Source organism: Shigella dysenteriae (genome assembly GCF_022354085.1).
Classification (GTDB): Bacteria; Pseudomonadota; Gammaproteobacteria; order Enterobacterales; family Enterobacteriaceae; genus Escherichia; species Escherichia coli.
On sequence record NZ_CP055055.1, the window covers coordinates 1,359,924 to 1,379,197 of the forward strand.

Annotated in this window: 15 protein-coding genes; 11 read left to right on the top strand and 4 right to left on the bottom strand. The window is 55.3% G+C overall.

Annotated features, from left to right (window positions below):
- Window positions 1-97: 97 nt before the first annotated feature.
- The 4 genes from fes to wzz(fepE) all read left to right on the top strand — a co-directional run bounded on the left by fes (window position 98) and on the right by wzz(fepE) (window position 6,748).
- Entirely contained in the window at window positions 98-1,300 is a 1,203-nt protein-coding gene (gene fes, locus HUZ68_RS06340; protein ID WP_239594074.1) for an enterochelin esterase, read from the top strand.
- 2 nt (window positions 1,301-1,302) lie between these two features.
- Window positions 1,303-1,521, top strand: coding sequence for an enterobactin biosynthesis protein YbdZ (ybdZ, locus tag HUZ68_RS06345; RefSeq protein ID WP_000885782.1), 219 nt, complete (start codon window positions 1,303-1,305; stop codon window positions 1,519-1,521).
- The gene (entF, locus tag HUZ68_RS06350; protein ID WP_115740046.1) at window positions 1,518-5,399 is read left to right on the top strand and encodes an enterobactin non-ribosomal peptide synthetase EntF; all 3,882 of its coding nucleotides are present in this window, start codon (window positions 1,518-1,520) and stop codon (window positions 5,397-5,399) included. The genes ybdZ and entF overlap by 4 nt, the downstream gene beginning before the upstream one ends.
- Window positions 5,400-5,614: 215 nt before the next feature.
- A complete protein-coding gene (gene wzz(fepE), locus HUZ68_RS06355) occupies window positions 5,615-6,748 on the top strand; it encodes an LPS O-antigen length regulator Wzz(fepE) (protein ID WP_000096698.1) in 1,134 nt (377 codons plus the stop codon).
- Here the strand turns inward: wzz(fepE) and fepC are convergent.
- Genes fepC through fepD form a run of 3 tightly spaced genes read right to left on the bottom strand, consistent with a single transcriptional unit; the run spans window position 6,745 to window position 9,550 of the window.
- Entirely contained in the window at window positions 6,745-7,560 is an 816-nt protein-coding gene (fepC, locus tag HUZ68_RS06360; protein ID WP_000140647.1) for an iron-enterobactin ABC transporter ATP-binding protein, read from the bottom strand. The two genes, wzz(fepE) and fepC, sit on opposite strands and share 4 nt — an antisense overlap.
- Entirely contained in the window at window positions 7,557-8,549 is a 993-nt protein-coding gene (gene fepG / locus HUZ68_RS06365) for an iron-enterobactin ABC transporter permease (RefSeq protein ID WP_239594075.1), read from the bottom strand. Before fepG ends, fepC begins: the two co-directional genes overlap by 4 nt.
- Window positions 8,546-9,550, bottom strand: coding sequence for a Fe(3+)-siderophore ABC transporter permease (gene fepD / locus HUZ68_RS06370; protein WP_001298899.1), 1,005 nt, complete (start codon window positions 9,548-9,550; stop codon window positions 8,546-8,548). The genes fepG and fepD overlap by 4 nt, the downstream gene beginning before the upstream one ends.
- A 110-nt stretch (window positions 9,551-9,660) precedes the next feature.
- On the opposite strand from fepD, the gene entS reads away from it, so the two are divergent.
- Entirely contained in the window at window positions 9,661-10,911 is a 1,251-nt protein-coding gene (gene entS / locus HUZ68_RS06375) for an enterobactin transporter EntS (RefSeq protein WP_001041789.1), read from the top strand.
- Between the two features lie 3 nt (window positions 10,912-10,914).
- On the opposite strand, the gene fepB is transcribed toward entS, so the two are convergent.
- Complete coding sequence (fepB, locus tag HUZ68_RS06380) at window positions 10,915-11,871, bottom strand: Fe2+-enterobactin ABC transporter substrate-binding protein (protein WP_033815507.1); 957 nt, start codon at window positions 11,869-11,871, stop codon at window positions 10,915-10,917.
- Window positions 11,872-12,059: 188 nt separating this feature from the next.
- Between fepB and entC the strand changes: the two genes are divergently transcribed.
- From entC to cstA, 6 genes are all read left to right on the top strand, one after another.
- Window positions 12,060-13,235 (top strand): isochorismate synthase EntC, encoded by a 1,176-nt coding sequence (entC, locus tag HUZ68_RS06385; protein WP_239594076.1) that lies wholly within the window; start codon window positions 12,060-12,062, stop codon window positions 13,233-13,235.
- A gap of 9 nt (window positions 13,236-13,244) precedes the next feature.
- Window positions 13,245-14,855 (top strand): (2,3-dihydroxybenzoyl)adenylate synthase EntE, encoded by a 1,611-nt coding sequence (gene entE, locus HUZ68_RS06390; protein WP_033815508.1) that lies wholly within the window; start codon window positions 13,245-13,247, stop codon window positions 14,853-14,855.
- Between the two features lie 13 nt (window positions 14,856-14,868).
- On the top strand, window positions 14,869-15,726 hold the full coding sequence (gene entB, locus HUZ68_RS06395; RefSeq protein ID WP_001007118.1) for an enterobactin biosynthesis bifunctional isochorismatase/aryl carrier protein EntB: 858 nt from the start codon (window positions 14,869-14,871) through the stop codon (window positions 15,724-15,726).
- A complete protein-coding gene (gene entA / locus HUZ68_RS06400; RefSeq protein WP_000347633.1) occupies window positions 15,726-16,472 on the top strand; it encodes a 2,3-dihydro-2,3-dihydroxybenzoate dehydrogenase EntA in 747 nt (248 codons plus the stop codon). The genes entB and entA overlap by 1 nt, the downstream gene beginning before the upstream one ends.
- 2 nt (window positions 16,473-16,474) lie before the next feature.
- Window positions 16,475-16,888 (top strand): proofreading thioesterase EntH, encoded by a 414-nt coding sequence (entH, locus tag HUZ68_RS06405; RefSeq protein ID WP_000637953.1) that lies wholly within the window; start codon window positions 16,475-16,477, stop codon window positions 16,886-16,888.
- Between the two features lie 180 nt (window positions 16,889-17,068).
- A complete protein-coding gene (gene cstA / locus HUZ68_RS06410) occupies window positions 17,069-19,174 on the top strand; it encodes a pyruvate/proton symporter CstA (RefSeq protein ID WP_021546035.1) in 2,106 nt (701 codons plus the stop codon).
- Window positions 19,175-19,274 lie beyond the last annotated feature (100 nt).

A 19,274-nucleotide genomic window follows, 5' to 3' on the forward strand; every position in this document is an offset into this window, starting at 1 on the left:
GCCATTACGCTATTGCAAATGCAAATAGTTATCAATAATATTATCAATATATTTCTGCAATCAATGAAAAATTGCACAGTAAACATGGGGTTATGGTGTGACGGCGTTAAAAGTAGGAAGTGAGAGCTGGTGGCAGTCGAAACATGGCCCGGAATGGCAGCGTCTGAATGACGAAATGTTTGAGGTCACTTTCTGGTGGCGTGATCCCCAAGGTTCTGAAGAATACTCGACGATAAAGCGCGTATGGATCTACATCACTGGTGTGACCGATCATCATCAGAACAGCCAGCCCCAGTCGATGCAGCGAATTGCAGGTACTGATGTCTGGCAGTGGACGACACAACTCAATGCCAACTGGCGCGGCAGCTACTGCTTTATTCCCACCGAACGCGATGACATTTTTTCTGCACCATCCCCCGATCGCCTCGAATTACGTGAAGGCTGGCGAAAACTATTACCCCAGGCAATAGCCGATCCGCTGAATCCACAAAGCTGGAAAGGCGGGCGAGGGCACGCTGTTTCTGCACTCGAAATGCCGCAAGCGCCTCTGCAACCGGGATGGGATTGTCCGCAAGCGCCAGAAATACCAGCCAAAGAAATTATCTGGAAAAGTGAACGGTTGAAAAATTCACGTCGTGTATGGATTTTTACCACCGGCGATGTAACAGCAGAAGAACGCCCGCTGGCAGTTTTGCTCGATGGCGAATTTTGGGCGCAAAGTATGCCCGTCTGGCCTGTGCTGACTTCGCTGACCCATCGTCAGCAACTTCCTCCCGCCGTGTATGTGTTGATCGACGCTATCGACACCACGCACCGCGCCCACGAACTGCCGTGTAATGCGGATTTCTGGCTGGCAGTACAGCAAGAGTTATTACCCCTGGTGAAAGCTATTGCCCCTTTTAGCGATCGCGCCGATCGCACCGTGGTCGCCGGGCAGAGTTTTGGTGGGCTGTCCGCGCTGTATGCCGGACTGCACTGGCCTGAACGCTTTGGCTGTGTATTAAGCCAGTCAGGATCGTACTGGTGGCCGCATCGGGGCGGGCAGCAAGAGGGCGTGTTACTTGAAAAGCTAAAAGCTGGTGAAGTTAGCGCCGAAGGTCTGCGCATTGTGCTGGAAGTGGGTATTCGCGAGCCGATGATCATGCGGGCCAATCAGGCGCTGTATGCGCAATTGCACCCTATAAAAGAATCCATTTTCTGGCGTCAGGTTGACGGCGGACATGATGCGCTTTGTTGGCGCGGTGGCTTGATGCAGGGGCTAATCGACCTCTGGCAACCACTTTTCCATGACAGGAGTTGAATATGGCATTCAGTAATCCCTTCGATGATCCGCAGGGAGCGTTTTACATTTTGCGCAATGCGCAGGGGCAATTCAGTCTGTGGCCGCAACAATGCGCCTTACCGGCAGGCTGGGACATTGTGTGTCAGCCGCAGTCACAAGAGTCCTGCCAGCAGTGGCTTGAAGCCCACTGGCGTACTCTGACACCGGCGAATTTCACCCAGTTGCAGGAGGCACAATGAGCCAGCATTTACCTTTGGTCGCCGCACAGCCCGGCATCTGGATGGCAGAAAAACTGTCAGATTTGCCCTCCGCCTGGAGCGTGGCGCATTACGTTGAGTTAACCGGAGAGGTTGATGCGCCATTACTGGCCCGCGCGGTGGTTGCCGGATTAGCGCAAGCAGATACGCTGCGGATGCGTTTTACGGAAGATAACGGCGAAGTCTGGCAGTGGGTCGATGATGCGCTGACGTTCGAACTGCCAGAAATTATCGACCTGCGAACCAATATTGATCCGCACGGTACTGCGCAGGCATTAATGCAGGCGGATTTGCAACAAGATTTGCGCGTCGATAGCGGTAAACCACTGGTCTTTCACCAGCTGATACAGGTGGCAGATAACCGCTGGTACTGGTATCAGCGTTATCACCATTTGCTGGTCGATGGCTTCAGTTTCCCGGCCATTACCCGGCAGATCGCCAACATTTACTGCGCATTACTGCGTGGCGAACCAACGCCTGCTTCGCCGTTTACGCCTTTCGCTGATGTAGTGGGAGAGTACCAGCAATACCGCGAAAGCGAAGCCTGGCAGCGTGATGCAGCATTCTGGGCGGAACAGCGTCGTCAACTGCCGCCGCCCGCGTCACTTTCTCCGGCACCTTTAGCGGGGCGCAGCGCTTCGGCAGATATTCTACGCCTGAAACTGGAATTTACCGACGGGGAATTCCGCCAGCTGGCTACGCAACTTTCAGGTGTGCAGCGTACCGATTTAGCCCTTGCGCTGGCAGCCTTGTGGCTGGGGCGATTGTGCAATCGCATGGACTACGCCGCCGGATTTATCTTTATGCGTCGACTGGGCTCGGCGGCGCTGACGGCTACCGGACCCGTGCTCAACGTTTTACCGTTGGGTATTCACATTGCGGCACAAGAAACGCTGCCGGAACTGGCAACTCGACTGGCAGCACAACTGAAAAAAATGCGTCGTCATCAACGTTACGATGCCGAACAAATTGTCCGTGACAGCGGGCGAGCGGCAGGTGATGAACCGCTGTTTGGTCCGGTACTCAATATCAAGGTATTTGATTACCAACTGGATATTCCTGGTGTTCAGGCGCAAACCCATACCCTGGCAACCGGTCCGGTTAATGACCTTGAACTGGCCCTGTTCCCGGATGAACACGGTGATTTGAGTATTGAGATCCTCGCCAATAAACAGCGTTACGATGAGCCAACGTTAATCCAGCATGCTGAACGCCTGAAAATGCTGATTGCCCAGTTCGCTGCGGATCCGGCGCTGTTGTGCGGCGATGTCGATATTATGCTGCCAGGTGAGTATGCGCAGCTGGCGCAGATCAACGCCACTCAGGTTGAGATTCCAGAAACCACGCTTAGCGCGCTGGTGGCAGAACAAGCGGCAAAAACACCGGATTCTCCGGCGCTGGCAGATGCGCGTTACCAGTTCAGCTATCGGGAAATGCGCGAGCAGGTGGTGGCGCTGGCGAATCTGCTGCGTGAGCGCGGCGTTAAACCTGGCGACAGCGTAGCGGTGGCGCTACCGCGCTCGGTATTTTTGACTCTGGCGCTACATGCAATTGTTGAGGCTGGTGCGGCCTGGTTACCGCTGGATACCGGCTATCCGGACGATCGCCTGAAAATGATGCTAGAAGATGCGCGTCCGTCGCTGTTAATCACCACCGACGATCAACTGCCGCGCTTTGCCGATGTTCCAGATTTAACCAGCCTTTGCTATAACGCCCCGCTTACACCGCAGGGCAGTGCGCTGCTGCAACTTTCACAACCGCATCACACGGCTTATATCATCTTTACCTCTGGCTCCACCGGCAGGCCGAAAGGGGTAATGGTCGGGCAGACGGCTATCGTCAACCGCCTGTTGTGGATGCAAAATCATTATCCGCTCACAGGCGAAGATGTTGTTGCCCAAAAAACGCCGTGCAGTTTTGATGTCTCGGTGTGGGAGTTTTTCTGGCCGTTTATTGCCGGGGCTAAACTAGTGATGGCTGAACCGGAAGCGCACCGCGACCCGCTCGCTATGCAGCAATTCTTTGCCGAATATGGCGTAACGACCACGCACTTTGTGCCGTCGATGCTGGCGGCATTTGTTGCCTCGCTGACTCCGCAAACCGCTCGCCAGAATTGCGCGACGTTGAAGCAGGTTTTCTGTAGTGGTGAGGCCTTACCGGCTGATTTATGCCGCGAATGGCAGCAGTTAACCGGCGCGCCGTTACATAATCTGTATGGCCCGACGGAAGCGGCGGTAGATGTGAGCTGGTATCCGGCTTTTGGCGAGGAACTGGCACAGGTGCGCGGGAGCAGCGTGCCGATTGGTTATCCGGTGTGGAATACGGGCCTGCGTATTCTTGATGCGATGATGCATCCGGTGCCGCCGGGTGTGGCGGGAGATCTCTATCTCACCGGTATTCAACTGGCGCAGGGGTATCTTGGACGACCCGATCTGACCGCCAGCCGCTTTATTGCCGATCCTTTTGTCCCTGGTGAACGGATGTACCGTACCGGAGACGTTGCCCGCTGGCTGGATAACGGCGCGGTGGAGTACCTCGGGCGCAGTGACGATCAGCTAAAAATTCGCGGGCAGCGTATCGAACTGGGCGAAATCGATCGCGTGATGCAGGCGCTGCCGGATGTCGAACAAGCCGTTACCCACGCCTGTGTGATTAACCAGGCGGCAGCCACTGGTGGTGATGCGCGTCAGTTGGTGGGCTATCTGGTGTCGCAATCGGGCCTGCCGTTGGATACCAGCGCATTGCAGGCGCAGCTTCGTGAAACATTGCCGCCGCATATGGTGCCAGTCGTTCTGCTGCAACTGCCGCAGTTGCCACTTAGCGCCAACGGCAAGCTGGATCGCAAAGCCTTACCGTTGCCTGAACTGAAGGCACAAGCGCCAGGGCGTGCGCCGAAAGCGGGCAGTGAAACGATTATCGCTGCGGCATTCGCGTCGTTGCTGGGTTGTGACGTGCAGGATGCCGATGCTGATTTCTTCGCGCTTGGCGGTCATTCGCTACTGGCAATGAAACTGGCAGCGCAGTTAAGTCGGCAGTTTGCCCGTCAGGTGACGCCGGGGCAGGTGATGGTCGCGTCAACTGTCGCCAAACTGGCAACGATTATTGATGGTGAAGAGGACAGCGCCCGGCGCATGGGATTCGAAACCATTCTGCCGTTGCGTGAAGGTAATGGCCCGACGCTGTTTTGTTTCCATCCTGCGTCCGGTTTTGCCTGGCAGTTCAGCGTGCTCTCGCGTTATCTCGATCCACAATGGTCGATTATCGGCATTCAGTCGCCTCGCCCCAATGGCCCCATGCAGACCGCGGCGAACCTGGATGAAGTCTGCGAAGCGCATCTGGCAACGTTACTTGAACAACAACCGCACGGCCCTTATTACCTGCTGGGTTATTCACTTGGCGGTACGCTGGCGCAGGGTATTGCGGCGCGGCTGCGTGCCCGTGGCGAACAGGTGGCATTTCTTGGCTTGCTGGATACCTGGCCGCCAGAAACGCAAAACTGGCAGGAAAAAGAAGCTAATGGTCTGGACCCGGAAGTGCTGGCGGAGATTAACCGCGAGCGCGAGGCCTTCCTGGCGGCACAGCAGGGAAGTACTTCAACGGAGTTGTTTACCACCATTGAAGGCAACTACGCTGATGCTGTGCGCCTGCTGACGACTGCTCATAGCGTACCGTTTGACGGTAAAGCGACGTTGTTTGTTGCTGAACGCACGCTTCAGGAAGGTATGAGTTCTGAACGCGCCTGGTCGCCGTGGATTGCGGAGCTGGATATCTATCGTCAGGATTGTGCGCATGTGGATATTATCTCTCCAGGGGCATTTGAAAAAATTGGGCCGATTATTCGCGCAACGCTAAACAGATAAATTAACATTATCTATAAACCCATAATTGCAGGAAATAATTATGGGTTTATCATTTATTTAATTTATAAGTTTGCTGGTTATTTTTCTTAAATAGAGTGAATGTTGCATTCAGTGGAATGAATTTACAAACTTCAGCTTCGGATAATTCTCACCAACTGGTAAAGTGAGCGCCGTGGAGATTTCCCCCTATTGGACTCATTTTCAGGTTATACCCCATGTCATCACTGAATATTAAACAGGGAAGTGACGCTCATTTTCCCGATTATCCTCTGGCGTCGCCCAGTAATAATGAAATTGATTTACTTAATCTAATCTCAGTTTTATGGCGGGCCAAAAAAACGGTCATGGCGGTCGTTTTTGCGTTTGCCTGCGCAGGCTTGCTGATCTCTTTCATCCTGCCGCAAAAATGGACCAGCGCGGCGGTTGTCACGCCTCCAGAACCTGTTCAGTGGCAAGAGTTGGAGAAAACATTCACTAAGCTTCGTGTGCTGGATCTGGATATAAAAATTGATCGTACAGAAGCATTTAACCTGTTTATCAAGAAGTTTCAGTCGGTTAGCTTGCTGGAAGAGTACCTGCGTTCATCACCTTATGTGATGGACCAATTAAAAGAGGCGAAAATCGACGAACTGGATTTGCATCGCGCAATTGTCGCATTGAGCGAAAAAATGAAAGCGGTTGATGACAATGCCAGTAAGAAAAAAGATGAACCGTCACTGTATACCTCCTGGACGCTAAGTTTTACCGCGCCAACCAGTGAAGAGGCGCAGACCGTTTTGAGCGGGTATATCGATTATATCTCTGCGTTGGTGGTGAAAGAGTCGATAGAAAACGTCCGTAATAAACTGGAGATCAAAACCCAGTTTGAAAAAGAAAAACTGGCTCAGGACCGCATTAAAATGAAAAATCAACTTGATGCAAACATTCAGCGCCTCAATTATTCACTCGACATTGCCAACGCGGCAGGAATTAAAAAGCCCGTTTACAGTAATGGTCAGGCCGTTAAAGATGACCCCGATTTCTCTATTTCTCTCGGCGCAGACGGTATTGAACGCAAACTGGAAATTGAAAAAGCGGTCACTGACGTTGCGGAACTGAACGGTGAATTACGTAATCGTCAGTATCTTGTTGAGCAGTTAACAAAAGCAAATATCAACGATGTGAATTTTACGCCGTTTAAATATCAGTTAAGCCCGTCATTGCCAGTGAAAAAAGACGGTCCGGGTAAGGCGATTATTGTGATCCTTTCCGCGCTGATCGGCGGGATGGTGGCTTGTGGTAGCGTGTTATTGCGCTATGCGATGGCATCCAGAAAACAGGATGCCATGATGGCAGACCACTTAGTTTAACTATTTGCGGTTGAAGGTGCCGTTCGTCCGAGCGGCACCACGAGCGGCGTTCCGGCTACCGGATCGTCAATGATCATGCAGCGGAGACCATAAATGCGCTCAATCAGTTCAGCAGTGACAATCTCCTTAGGCGCTCCCTGAGCAACAATTTTCCCTTCTCGCAATGCAATCAAATGGCTGGCGTAACGACAGGCCTGATTAAGATCGTGCAGCACCGCCGCCAGGGTATAGCCTTTCTCGCGGTTCAGTTCGCTTAACAGTTCCAGCAAATCAATCTGATGACTGATATCCAGCCAGGTCGTGGGTTCGTCGAGCAGCATAATTGCCGTTTCCTGGGCCAGCACCATCGCGATCCACGCTCGCTGGCGTTGCCCACCGGAAAGGGTATCCACGCTTTGATCTGCCAGATGAGTTATTCCCGTGGCCTGCATCGCTTTCGTTACCGCTTCTTCATCCTCTTTGCGCCAGCGGGTAAACAGCGGTTGATGCGGGTAACGTCCACGCGCCACCAGCTCCTGCACGGTGATATCTCCCGGCGTGGTAGCATTCTGCGCCAACAGACCAATCCGGCGTGCAACCTCTTTACTGGCGTAATGTTGAATGTGCTCGCCATCCAGCCAGACATGCCCATGAGCAGGCGTCATCAGGCGGCTTAAGGTACGCAGTAACGTGGATTTACCGCAGCCATTTGGCCCGATAATTGCCGTGAAGTGACCATCAGGTATTTCTACAGTCAGATTTTCCGCAACGGTATATTTGCCATATCCGAGGGTTAACTGTTCGCCGCGCAAACGGGCTACTGATTCGGTCATTTTTTGCGAGACTCCTGAATTAACAAGACGATAAGGTAAATACCGCCGAGGCTGACGGTAACGACGCCAACCGGAAGTTGATATGGCATAAACAGTTGCTGAGCGCAAAGATCGGCCGCCAGCAGTAACAACGCCCCGCACAGCGCCGCCTGGGTTAGCCCCCAGCGAGCGGTGCCGCTAATGCGTCGGGCAATGTGCGGCGCGACTAAAGCAATAAAGGAAATCGGCCCGGCAAGCGCTGTTGCCGCAGCGGTAAGCACCACTGCAACCAGCATCATTAACAGACGCGAACGTTCGACGCTGACGCCCAGCGCACACGCGGTATCATCGCCCATTTCCAGCAAGCGCATCCGGCGTACCAGTAAGGCGGCGGCAATTAGCATCAATATAATGATGGGTGCGGAAGGCGAGGTTTTTGCCCACGTCAGGCCGTTGAGCGATCCGGCATTCCACAAACCTGCTGTTAGCGCCGTTTCTAAAGACGCTTTCAGCAACAGCCAGGTATTAAAGGCCACCAGCATGGCGCGAACGCCGATACCGATAATAATCAACCGAAAGGTGTCGATACCGTTACGCCAGGCGAGCAGCCAGACCAACAGCGAAGTGATAATGCCGCCCACCATTGCTGCCAGCGCGATAGCCGTCAGGTCCTGACCAAACAGCACCATCGCCACCAGCACGCCGCTCCACGCCCCGGTGTTAAAGCCCATTACGTCAGGGCTGCCGAGCGGGTTACGCATCAGCGACTGAAAAATCGCGCCGCTGACGCCCAGTGCCGAGCCAATCAACAGCGCCATCAGCACGCGTGGTAAACGCCATTCGGTGACCACCATCGTCATACTTCGCGGCGCATCGCCCATCAGCGCGGCGAATACCTGCGAGGTTTCCAGCGTGACGGCACCGCTGCGTAATCCCCAGATACCTGCAACCACACAGGCGGAAACCAGCAGCAAACAGGTGATGAGTAATCGGCGAGAGACGTAAATCATGCACCACCTCGCGTTTTACGTCGCACGAGGAAGATCAGCACCGGTGCACCAATAAACGCACTGACCACAGAAACGCGCAGTTCGCCGGGCACAATCACCCGCCCGATGATATCGGCAAACAGCAGCAGGGCAGGGGTAGCAAGTAGCGTGACGGGCAGCGACCAGCGATGATCGGCACCCACCAGCCAACGCGCCATATGCGGCATCATCAGGCCAATAAAGGCAATCGGGCCAACTACCGCCGTCGCACTACCACAAAGCACGGTAATCGCCAGCAGACCAATCAACTGTGTGCGCGCCACGCGACTGCCCAGCGCCGTCGCGGTGTCACTGCCGAGGCTCAAACTGTTCAGCGCGCGACTCAGTAATAGCGCAGTTGCTCCGGCGATCAGCACCGGGATCAGCACCACCTTTAAGGTATGTAGATTGCGAATATCCAGCGAACCGGCTTGCCAGAAACGCAGTTGATCGTAGACGTCAGGATTAAGCAGGGCTATGCCGCTGGTCAGCCCTTCCAGCACCGCCGCCAGCGCTACGCCCGCCAGGGTTAAACGCACCGGACTTAACTGCCCGCCGCCCTGGCTGCCGGTAAAGGCAACAATCAACGAGGCCACCAGCGCCCCGGCGAAGGCCATCGCCAGTTGTTCCTGTGCGGAAGAGTAACCAAACAGCGCCGCACCCAGCACAATGGCAAAGCTGGCTCCGGCGTTCACGCCAAGCAAGCCGGGGTCGGCAAGTGGGTTTCGGGTGAGGGTTTGCATTAACGCCCCGGCAAGGCCAAGCGCGCCGCCTGCCAGTAAACCGGCAAGGGTACGCGGCAGCCGCGCGTCGAGCACGATGGTGCAGTCGGCGCTCTGGCAGGTGCCGGAGAAGGCCTCCAGCACTACGGAAGCGGGGAGTGATTTTGCCCCAATGAGCAGACTTAATGCCGTCGCGATAATCAGTAATAACAGCAATCCGGGCACGGCAATGGCGCGTGTCACGGCAACAGAACCAGACATACGAACTTCCATGATAATGAAATTAATTATCGTTATCGATCTTATTTGGATATGTTAGCATGTGCAGCCTAAGAATAGGTATTTAAAATATTTGATGGCAAGGCATTGTAATGAATAAACAATCCTGGCTGCTTAACCTCAGCCTGTTGAAAACGCACCCGGCGTTTCGCGCAGTATTCCTCGCTCGTTTCATCTCTATTGTTTCTCTGGGTTTGCTCGGCGTCGCGGTGCCGGTGCAGATCCAGATGATGACACATTCCACCTGGCAGGTGGGGCTTTCGGTGACGCTGACCGGCGGCGCGATGTTTGTTGGCCTGATGGTCGGCGGTGTGCTGGCGGATCGCTATGAGCGCAAAAAAGTGATTTTGCTGGCGCGCGGCACCTGTGGCATTGGCTTCATTGGACTGTGCCTGAACGCGCTGCTGCCGGAGCCGTCATTGCTGGCAATCTATTTACTTGGTTTATGGGATGGTTTTTTCGCATCGCTTGGCGTTACGGCGCTATTGGCGGCGACACCAGCACTGGTAGGGCGTGAAAACTTAATGCAGGCCGGGGCGATCACCATGTTGACCGTGCGTCTGGGGTCGGTGATTTCGCCCATGATTGGCGGTTTACTGCTGGCGACTGGCGGTGTGGCCTGGAACTACGGGCTGGCGGCGGCGGGCACGTTTATTACCTTGCTACCGTTGTTAAGCCTTCCGGCACTGCCACCGCCACCGCAGCCGCGTGAGCATCCGTTGAAATCATTACTGGCAGGATTTCGTTTTCTGCTCGCCAGCCCGCTGGTAGGAGGGATTGCGCTGCTGGGTGGTTTATTGACGATGGCGAGCGCGGTGCGGGTACTGTATCCGGCGCTGGCTGACAACTGGCAGATGTCAGCGGCACAGATTGGTTTTCTCTACGCGGCGATCCCACTCGGCGCGGCTATTGGCGCGTTAACCAGCGGGAAGCTGGCGCATAGCGCGCGACCAGGGTTATTGATGCTGCTCTCCACGCTGGGATCGTTCCTCGCCATTGGTCTGTTTGGCCTGATGCCGATGTGGATTTTAGGCGTGGTTTGTCTGGCGCTGTTCGGCTGGCTGAGTGCGGTTAGTTCGTTGCTGCAATATACAATGCTGCAAACGCAAACCCCGGAAGCGATGTTAGGGCGGATTAACGGTTTGTGGACGGCGCAAAACGTGACGGGCGATGCCATAGGCGCGGCGCTGCTGGGCGGTTTGGGCGCGATGATGACACCGGTTGCTTCCGCGAGCGCGAGCGGTTTTGGTTTGTTGATTATCGGCGTGTTGTTATTGCTGGTGCTGGTGGAGTTGCGACGTTTTCGCCAGACGCCGCCGCAGGTGACAGCGTCTGACAGTTAATGCTTAAAACAGCGCCTTAAGTCGTTCCAGCACTTGCATGGCGCTGTAGTAATCCAGGCGGAACGTCTCGGTTCCCAGCGCATAAACCTGCTTGTTTTGTACTGCGGGCAGGTGCGCGAGCAGTGGATTGGCATAAATCGCATCGGCATCTTTCTGATCACCAGCGAACAGAAATAGCGATTCACCGTTTAACCCAGCAGCCAGATTTTCCCCACCAAGCTGAATGATGTCATGGCGTTTACCCTGGCTTTGGCTGGCATTTAACCCTGCGGGTAACTTCGCCAGCGTAAAGCCGAGTTGTTCCAGCATCTGCCCTTGTGCTGATTCCGGCGTCCAGAGATTGGCACTGTGTGCAGCGGCAGTATAGACAATGGCAGTGACCGGCTGCGGCGGTAATTTGATTTGCTCTTTCGCCGCCGCCAGTTGCTTATCAAACTGCGCAATCCGCTCTGCCGCTTGTTTCTCATGCCCGGTAATTTCGCCAAGTTGCGTTAACAGCGCCTGCCAGCTTTTGTCGTCGTAATTGATGATTAATGTCGGGGCGATGGTGGAAAGCTGATCATACAGCGCCAGCGCCGAATCCCCGCCAGTTGCGCTAATTAAAATCAGATCCGGCATTTGCGCGGCAACGGCTTCGGCGCTCGGTTCGCCGATATAGAGCCGTTGTAGTTTGCGTTCTTTCGCCACCTTGCTCCACTGGCGTAAAAAGCCCTGGTCATCCGCTACGCGGTTATTTGGCGTGGTCGCGCCGCTGGCGATCACCGGAGCATCAATCGCCAGCAGTGAGCCGGTCAGGGTGACGCTGGTGGAAACAATACGCTGCGGCTGGCTTTCCAGGGTATGAGTGCCACGGCTGTCAGTAATCTGACGCGGCCAGTCGGCGGCCTGAACTGCGGATATTCCTGAAAGCAAAAGTCCTGTTAATAGAAGGGCGTTGCGGTAGAGCGGGGCGAGTCTCACAAATCAGCTTCCTGTTATCAATGAAGTTAATGCTTCTCATTTTCATTGTAACCACAACCAGATGCAACCCCGAGTTGCAGATTGCGTTACCTCAAGAGTTGACATAGTGCGCGTTTGCTTTTAGGTTAGCGACCGAAAATATAAATGATAATCATTATTAAAGCCTTTATCATTTTGTGGAGGATGATATGGATACGTCACTGGCTGAGGAAGTACAGCAGACCATGGCAACACTTGCGCCCAATCGCTTTTTCTTTATGTCGCCGTACCGCAGTTTTACGACGTCAGGATGTTTCGCCCGCTTCGATGAACCGGCTGTGAACGGGGATTCGCCCGACAGTCCCTTCCAGCAAAAACTCGCCGCGCTGTTTGCCGATGCCAAAGCGCAGGGCATCAAAAATCCGGTGATGGTTGGGGCGATTCCCTTCGATCCACGTCAGCCTTCGTCGCTGTATATTCCCGAATCCTGGCAGTCGTTCTCCCGTCAGGAAAAACAAACTTCCGCACGCCGTTTCACCCGCAGCCAGTTGCTGAATGTGGTGGAACGCCAGGCAATTCCGGAGCAAACCACGTTTGAACAGATGGTTGCCCGCGCCGCCGCACTTACCGCCACGCCGCAGGTCGACAAAGTGGTGTTGTCACGGTTGATTGATATCACCACTGACGCCGCCATTGATAGTGGCGTATTGCTGGAACGGTTGATTGCGCAAAACCCGGTTAGTTACAACTTCCATGTCCCGCTGGCTGATGGTGGCGTCCTGCTGGGGGCCAGCCCGGAACTGCTGCTACGTAAAGACGGCGAGCGTTTTGGCTCCATTCCGTTAGCCGGTTCCGCGCGTCGTCAGCCGGATGAAGTGCTCGATCGCGAAGCGGGTAATCGTCTGCTGGCGTCAGAAAAAGATCGCCATGAACATGAATTGGTGACTCAGGCGATGAAAGAGGTACTGCGCGAACGCAGTAGTGAGTTACACGTTCCCTCCTCTCCACAATTGATTACCACGCCGACGCTGTGGCATCTCGCAACTCCCTTTGAAGGTAAAGCGAATTCGCAAGAAAACGCACTGACTCTGGCCTGTCTGCTGCATCCGACCCCCGCGCTGAGCGGTTTCCCGCATCAGGCCGCGACCCAGGTTATTGCTGAACTGGAACCGTTCGACCGCGAGCTGTTTGGCGGCATTGTGGGTTGGTGTGACAGCGAAGGTAACGGCGAATGGGTGGTGACCATCCGCTGCGCGAAGCTGCGGGAAAATCAGGTGCGTCTGTTTGCCGGAGCGGGGATTGTACCTGCGTCGTCACCGTTGGGTGAGTGGCGCGAAACCGGCGTCAAACTTTCTACCATGTTGAACGTTTTTGGATTGCATTAAGGAGCGAGGATGAGCATTCCATTTACCCGCTGGCCGGAAGAGTTTGCCCGTCGCTATCGGGAAAAAGGCTACTGGCAGGATTTGCCACTGACTGACATTCTGACCCGCCACGCCGCGAGCGATAGCATCGCGGTTATCGACGGCGAGCGGCAGTTGAGTTATCGGGAGCTGAATCAGGCGGCGGATAACCTCGCGTGTAGTTTGCGCCGTCAGGGCATTAAACCTGGTGAAACCGCGCTGGTACAACTGGGTAACGTCGCTGAACTTTACATTACCTTTTTCGCGCTGCTGAAACTGGGCGTTGCGCCGGTGCTGGCGCTGTTCAGCCATCAGCGTAGTGAACTGAACGCCTATGCCAGCCAGATTGAACCGGCGTTACTGATTGCCGATCGCCAACATGCGCTGTTTAGCGGGGATGATTTCCTCAATACTTTCGTCACAGAACATTCCTCCATTCGCGTGGTGCATCTGCTCAACGACAGCGGTGAGCATAACTTGCAGGATGCGATTAACCATCCGGCTGAGGATTTTACTGCCACGCCGTCACCTGCTGATGAAGTGGCCTATTTCCAGCTTTCCGGCGGCACCACCGGCACACCGAAACTGATCCCGCGCACTCATAACGACTACTACTACAGCGTGCGTCGTAGCGTCGAGATTTGTCAGTTCACACAACAGACGCGCTACCTGTGCGCGATCCCGGCGGCTCATAACTACGCCATGAGTTCGCCGGGATCGCTGGGCGTCTTTCTTGCCGGAGGAACGGTTGTTCTGGCGGCCGATCCCAGCGCCACGCTCTGCTTTCCATTGATTACAAAACATCAGGTTAACGTTACCGCGCTGGTGCCGCCGGCAGTCAGCCTGTGGTTGCAAGCGCTGACCGAAGGCGAAAGCCGGGCGCAGCTTGCCTCGCTGAAACTGTTACAGGTCGGCGGCGCACGTCTTTCTGCCACGCTTGCGGCCCGTATTCCCTCTGAGATTGGCTGCCAGTTGCAGCAGGTGTTTGGCATGGCGGAAGGGCTGGTGAACTATACCCGTCTTGATGATAGCGCGGAGAAAATTATCCATACCCAGGGTTACCCAATGTGTCCGGACGATGAAGTATGGGTTGCCGATGCCGAAGGAAATCCACTGCCGCAAGGGGAAGTCGGACGCCTGATGACGCGCGGGCCGTACACCTTCCGTGGCTATTACAAAAGCCCGCAGCACAATGCCAGCGCCTTTGATGCCAACGGTTTTTACTGTTCCGGCGATCTGATCTCTATTGATCCAGAGGGTTACATCACCGTGCAGGGGCGCGAGAAAGATCAGATCAACCGTGGCGGCGAGAAGATCGCTGCCGAAGAGATCGAAAACCTGTTGCTGCGCCATCCGGCGGTGATCTACGCCGCACTGGTCAGTATGGAAGATGAGCTGATGGGCGAAAAAAGCTGTGCTTATCTGGTGGTAAAAGAGCCGCTGCGCGCGGTGCAGGTGCGTCGTTTCCTGCGTGAACAGGGTATTGCCGAATTTAAATTACCGGATCGCGTGGAGTGTGTGGATTCACTTCCGCTGACGGCGGTCGGGAAAGTCGATAAAAAACAATTACGTCAGTGGCTGGCGTCACGCGCGTCAGCCTGAAGGAGAGAACACGATGGCTATTCCAAAATTACAGGCTTACGCACTGCCGGAGTCTCACGATATCCCTAAGAATAAAGTCGACTGGGCCTTTGAACCGCAACGTGCCGCGTTGTTAATCCATGATATGCAGGACTATTTTGTCAGCTTCTGGGGTGAGAACTGCCCGATGATGGCGCAGGTGATCGCGAATATTGCTGCGCTGCGCGACTACTGCAAACAGCACAATATCCCGGTTTATTACACCGCCCAGCCGAAAGAGCAGAGCGATGAAGATCGGGCGCTGTTGAATGATATGTGGGGGCCGGGCCTGACCCGCTCGCCGGAACAGCAAAAGGTGGTGGATCGCCTGACGCCAGATGCCGACGACACGGTGCTGGTGAAGTGGCGCTACAGCGCGTTTCATCGTTCTCCGCTGGAGCAAATGCTCAAAGAGAGTGGACGTAACCAGCTGATTATTACAGGGGTATATGCCCACATTGGCTGTATGACCACCGCAACCGACGCATTTATGCGCGATATTAAACCGTTTATGGTGGCGGATGCGCTGGCCGATTTCAGCCGTGACGAGCATTTGATGTCGCTGAAATATGTGGCCGGACGTTCTGGCCGGGTGGTGATGACCGAAGAATTACTGCCAGCACCTATCCCCGCCAGCAAAGCGGCGCTGCGTGAGGTGATCCTGCCGTTGCTGGACGAGTCCGATGAACCGTTCGATGACGACAACCTGATCGACTACGGTCTGGATTCGGTGCGCATGATGGCGCTGGCGGCGCGCTGGCGCAAAGTGCATGGCGATATCGACTTTGTCATGTTGGCGAAAAACCCGACCATCGACGCCTGGTGGAAGCTACTCTCCCGCGAGGTGAAATAATGGATTTCAGCGGTAAAAATGTCTGGGTAACCGGCGCGGGGAAAGGTATCGGCTACGCCACGGCGCTGGCGTTTGTTGAAGCGGGAGCGAAAGTTACAGGTTTTGATCAAGCGTTCGCTCAGGAGCAATATCCCTTTGCGACCGAAGTAATGGATGTTGCCGATGCTGCGCAGGTGGCGCAGGTATGTCAGCGACTGTTAGCTGAAACGGAGCGACTGGACGTGCTGGTCAATGCGGCGGGAATTTTGCGCATGGGCGCGACCGATCAGCTCAGTAAGGAGGACTGGCAGCAGACTTTTGCGGTTAACGTCGGCGGTGCGTTTAACCTGTTCCAGCAAACCATGAACCAGTTTCGCCGTCAGCGGGGCGGGGCGATTGTCACTGTGGCGTCCGACGCCGCACACACGCCGCGTATTGGTATGAGTGCTTATGGCGCATCGAAAGCGGCGCTGAAAAGCCTGGCGTTGAGCGTCGGGCTGGAACTGGCGGGTAGCGGCGTGCGCTGTAATGTGGTTTCGCCGGGTTCCACCGATACCGATATGCAACGCACGCTGTGGGTGAGCGATGACGCCGAAGAACAGCGTATTCGCGGCTTTGGCGAGCAGTTTAAACTCGGCATTCCGCTGGGGAAAATCGCCCGTCCACAAGAGATCGCCAACACGATTTTGTTCCTCGCCTCTGACCTCGCCAGCCATATCACCCTACAGGATATTGTGGTCGATGGCGGCTCAACGCTGGGGGCATAAGCATGATCTGGAAACGCCATTTAACGCTCGACGAACTGAACGCCACCAGCGATAACACAATGGTGGCGCATCTGGGAATTGTGTATACCCGTCTGGGCGATGATGTGCTGGAAGCCGAAATGCCGGTTGATACCCGTACTCATCAGCCGTTTGGCCTGCTGCATGGCGGCGCGTCGGCGGCGCTGGCTGAAACGCTGGGATCGATGGCCGGATTTATGATGACCCGCGACGGGCAGTGTGTGGTGGGCACGGAACTTAACGCCACACATCATCGCCCGGTGTCTGAAGGCAAGGTACGCGGCGTCTGCCAGCCGCTGCATCTTGGGCGGCAAAATCAGAGCTGGGAAATCGTCGTTTTCGATGAACAGGGGCGGCGTTGCTGCACTTGTCGGCTGGGTACGGCAGTTTTGGGATGAACCCGACAGAATTATATGAGATTGCAGGAAAACTCGGTTAACGGAGTGATCGAGTTAACATTGTTAAGTTAAATATTGGTTTCAACTCCGATTTACATGGTTGCTGTGTTGTTAAATCGTACAAAGATGTTATAGAAACAAAATGTAACATCTCTATGGACACGCACACGGATAACAACTATGAACAAATCAGGGAAATACCTCGTCTGGACAGTGCTCTCTGTAATGGGAGCATTTGCTCTGGGATACATTGCTTTAAATCGTGGGGAACAGATCAACGCGCTGTGGATTGTGGTGGCGTCGGTCTGTATCTATCTGATCGCTTACCGTTTCTATGGTCTGTATATCGCCAAAAATGTGCTGGCGGTTGACCCGACGCGTATGACGCCAGCGGTGCGCCATAACGACGGGCTGGACTATGTGCCGACGGACAAGAAAGTGCTGTTCGGTCACCATTTTGCGGCCATTGCCGGAGCAGGCCCGCTGGTGGGGCCGGTACTGGCGGCGCAAATGGGTTACCTGCCAGGGATGATCTGGCTGCTCGCCGGGGTGGTTCTCGCCGGTGCGGTGCAGGATTTCATGGTGCTGTTTGTTTCTACGCGCCGTGACGGTCGATCGCTGGGTGAGCTGGTCAAAGAAGAGATGGGGCCAACTGCCGGGGTGATTGCGCTGGTGGCCTGCTTTATGATCATGGTCATTATCCTTGCCGTGCTGGCGATGATCGTGGTGAAAGCCCTGACTCATAGCCCGTGGGGAACGTATACCGTTGCGTTCACCATTCCGCTGGCGCTGTTTATGGGGATCTACCTGCGCTATCTGCGTCCGGGGCGTATTGGTGAAGTGTCGGTCATCGGTCTGGTATTCCTGATTTTCGCCATTATCTCTGGCGGCTGGGTGGCAGAAAGTCCGACCTGGGCACCGTACTTTGACTTTACCGGCGTGCAGCTGACCTGGATGCTGGTGGGTTACGGTTTTGTGGCGGCGGTGCTGCCGGTGTGGTTGCTGCTGGCCCCGCGTGACTACCTCTCTACCTTCCTGAAAATCGGGACTATCGTCGGTCTGGCGGTAGGCATTTTGATTATGCGCCCGACGCTGACCATGCCTGCGCTGACCAAATTTGTCGATGGCACTGGCCCGGTATGGACCGGTAACCTGTTCCCGTTCCTGTTTATCACCATCGCCTGTGGCGCGGTGTCTGGCTTCCATGCGCTGATCTCTTCCGGCACCACGCCGAAGATGCTGGCGAACGAAGGGCAGGCGTGCTTTATCGGCTACGGTGGAATGTTAATGGAATCCTTCGTGGCGATTATGGCACTGGTTTCCGCCTGTATCATCGATCCGGGCGTGTACTTCGCCATGAACAGCCCGATGGCGGTGCTGGCTCCGGCAGGGACGGCGGATGTGGTCGCTTCTGCCGCGCAAGTGGTGAGTAGCTGGGGCTTTGCGATTACCCCGGATACGCTAAACCAGATTGCCAGCGAAGTGGGTGAACAGTCGATCATTTCCCGTGCGGGCGGTGCGCCGACGCTGGCGGTGGGGATGGCCTACATTCTGCACGGCGCGCTGGGCGGCATGATGGATGTGGCGTTCTGGTATCACTTCGCCATTTTGTTTGAAGCATTGTTTATTCTGACGGCGGTGGATGCAGGTACGCGTGCTGCGCGCTTTATGTTGCAGGATCTGCTGGGCGTGGTTTCTCCGGGCCTGAAACGGACCGATTCACTGCCTGCTAACCTGCTGGCAACGGCGCTGTGCGTACTGGCGTGGGGCTACTTCCTGCATCAGGGTGTGGTCGATCCGCTGGGTGGTATTAACACTCTGTGGCCGCTGTTTGGTATTGCCAACCAGATGCTGGCAGGGATGGCGCTGATGCTCTGTGCCGTGGTGCTGTTCAAAATGAAACGTCAACGTTACGCCTGGGTGGCGCTGGTACCAACGGCCTGGCTGCTGATTTGTACCCTGACCGCTGGCTGGCAGAAAGCGTTTAGCCCGGATGCGAAAGTCGGCTTCCTGGCCATTGCTAACAAGTTCCAGGCAATGATCGACAGCGGCAATATTCCGTCGCAGTATACTGAGTCACAGCTGGCGCAACTGGTGTTCAACAACCGTCTGGATGCCGGGTTAACCATCTTCTTTATGGTGGTCGTGGTGGTTCTGGCACTGTTCTCGATTAAGACGGCACTTGCGGCATTGAAAGATCCGAAGCCAACGGCGAAAGAAACGCCGTATGAGCCGATGCCGGAAAATGTTGAGGAGATCGTAGCGCAGGCGAAAGGCGCGCACTAAAGTCAGAGTGAGGGGGGATGTTGGCGAATGTTGGCATAGTGCCGAGGGTTCCCCCTCACCCTAACCCTCTCCCCGATGGGGCGAGGGGACTGACCGAGCG

Excerpts from the sequence above, each read along its gene's own strand:
- ybdZ (WP_000885782.1), top strand. The coding sequence starts at position 1,303 with ATGGCATTCAGTAATCCCTTCGATGATCCGCAGGGAGCGTTTTACATT.
- entF (WP_115740046.1), top strand. The coding sequence starts at position 1,518 with ATGAGCCAGCATTTACCTTTGGTCGCCGCACAGCCCGGCATCTGGATG.
- fepC (WP_000140647.1), bottom strand. The coding sequence starts at position 7,560 with ATGACCGAATCAGTAGCCCGTTTGCGCGGCGAACAGTTAACCCTCGGA.
- fepG (WP_239594075.1), bottom strand. The coding sequence starts at position 8,549 with ATGATTTACGTCTCTCGCCGATTACTCATCACCTGTTTGCTGCTGGTT.
- fepD (WP_001298899.1), bottom strand. The coding sequence starts at position 9,550 with ATGTCTGGTTCTGTTGCCGTGACACGCGCCATTGCCGTGCCCGGATTG.
- entS (WP_001041789.1), top strand. The coding sequence starts at position 9,661 with ATGAATAAACAATCCTGGCTGCTTAACCTCAGCCTGTTGAAAACGCAC.
- entC (WP_239594076.1), top strand. The coding sequence starts at position 12,060 with ATGGATACGTCACTGGCTGAGGAAGTACAGCAGACCATGGCAACACTT.
- entE (WP_033815508.1), top strand. The coding sequence starts at position 13,245 with ATGAGCATTCCATTTACCCGCTGGCCGGAAGAGTTTGCCCGTCGCTAT.
- entB (WP_001007118.1), top strand. The coding sequence starts at position 14,869 with ATGGCTATTCCAAAATTACAGGCTTACGCACTGCCGGAGTCTCACGAT.
- entA (WP_000347633.1), top strand. The coding sequence starts at position 15,726 with ATGGATTTCAGCGGTAAAAATGTCTGGGTAACCGGCGCGGGGAAAGGT.
- entH (WP_000637953.1), top strand. The coding sequence starts at position 16,475 with ATGATCTGGAAACGCCATTTAACGCTCGACGAACTGAACGCCACCAGC.
- cstA (WP_021546035.1), top strand. The coding sequence starts at position 17,069 with ATGAACAAATCAGGGAAATACCTCGTCTGGACAGTGCTCTCTGTAATG.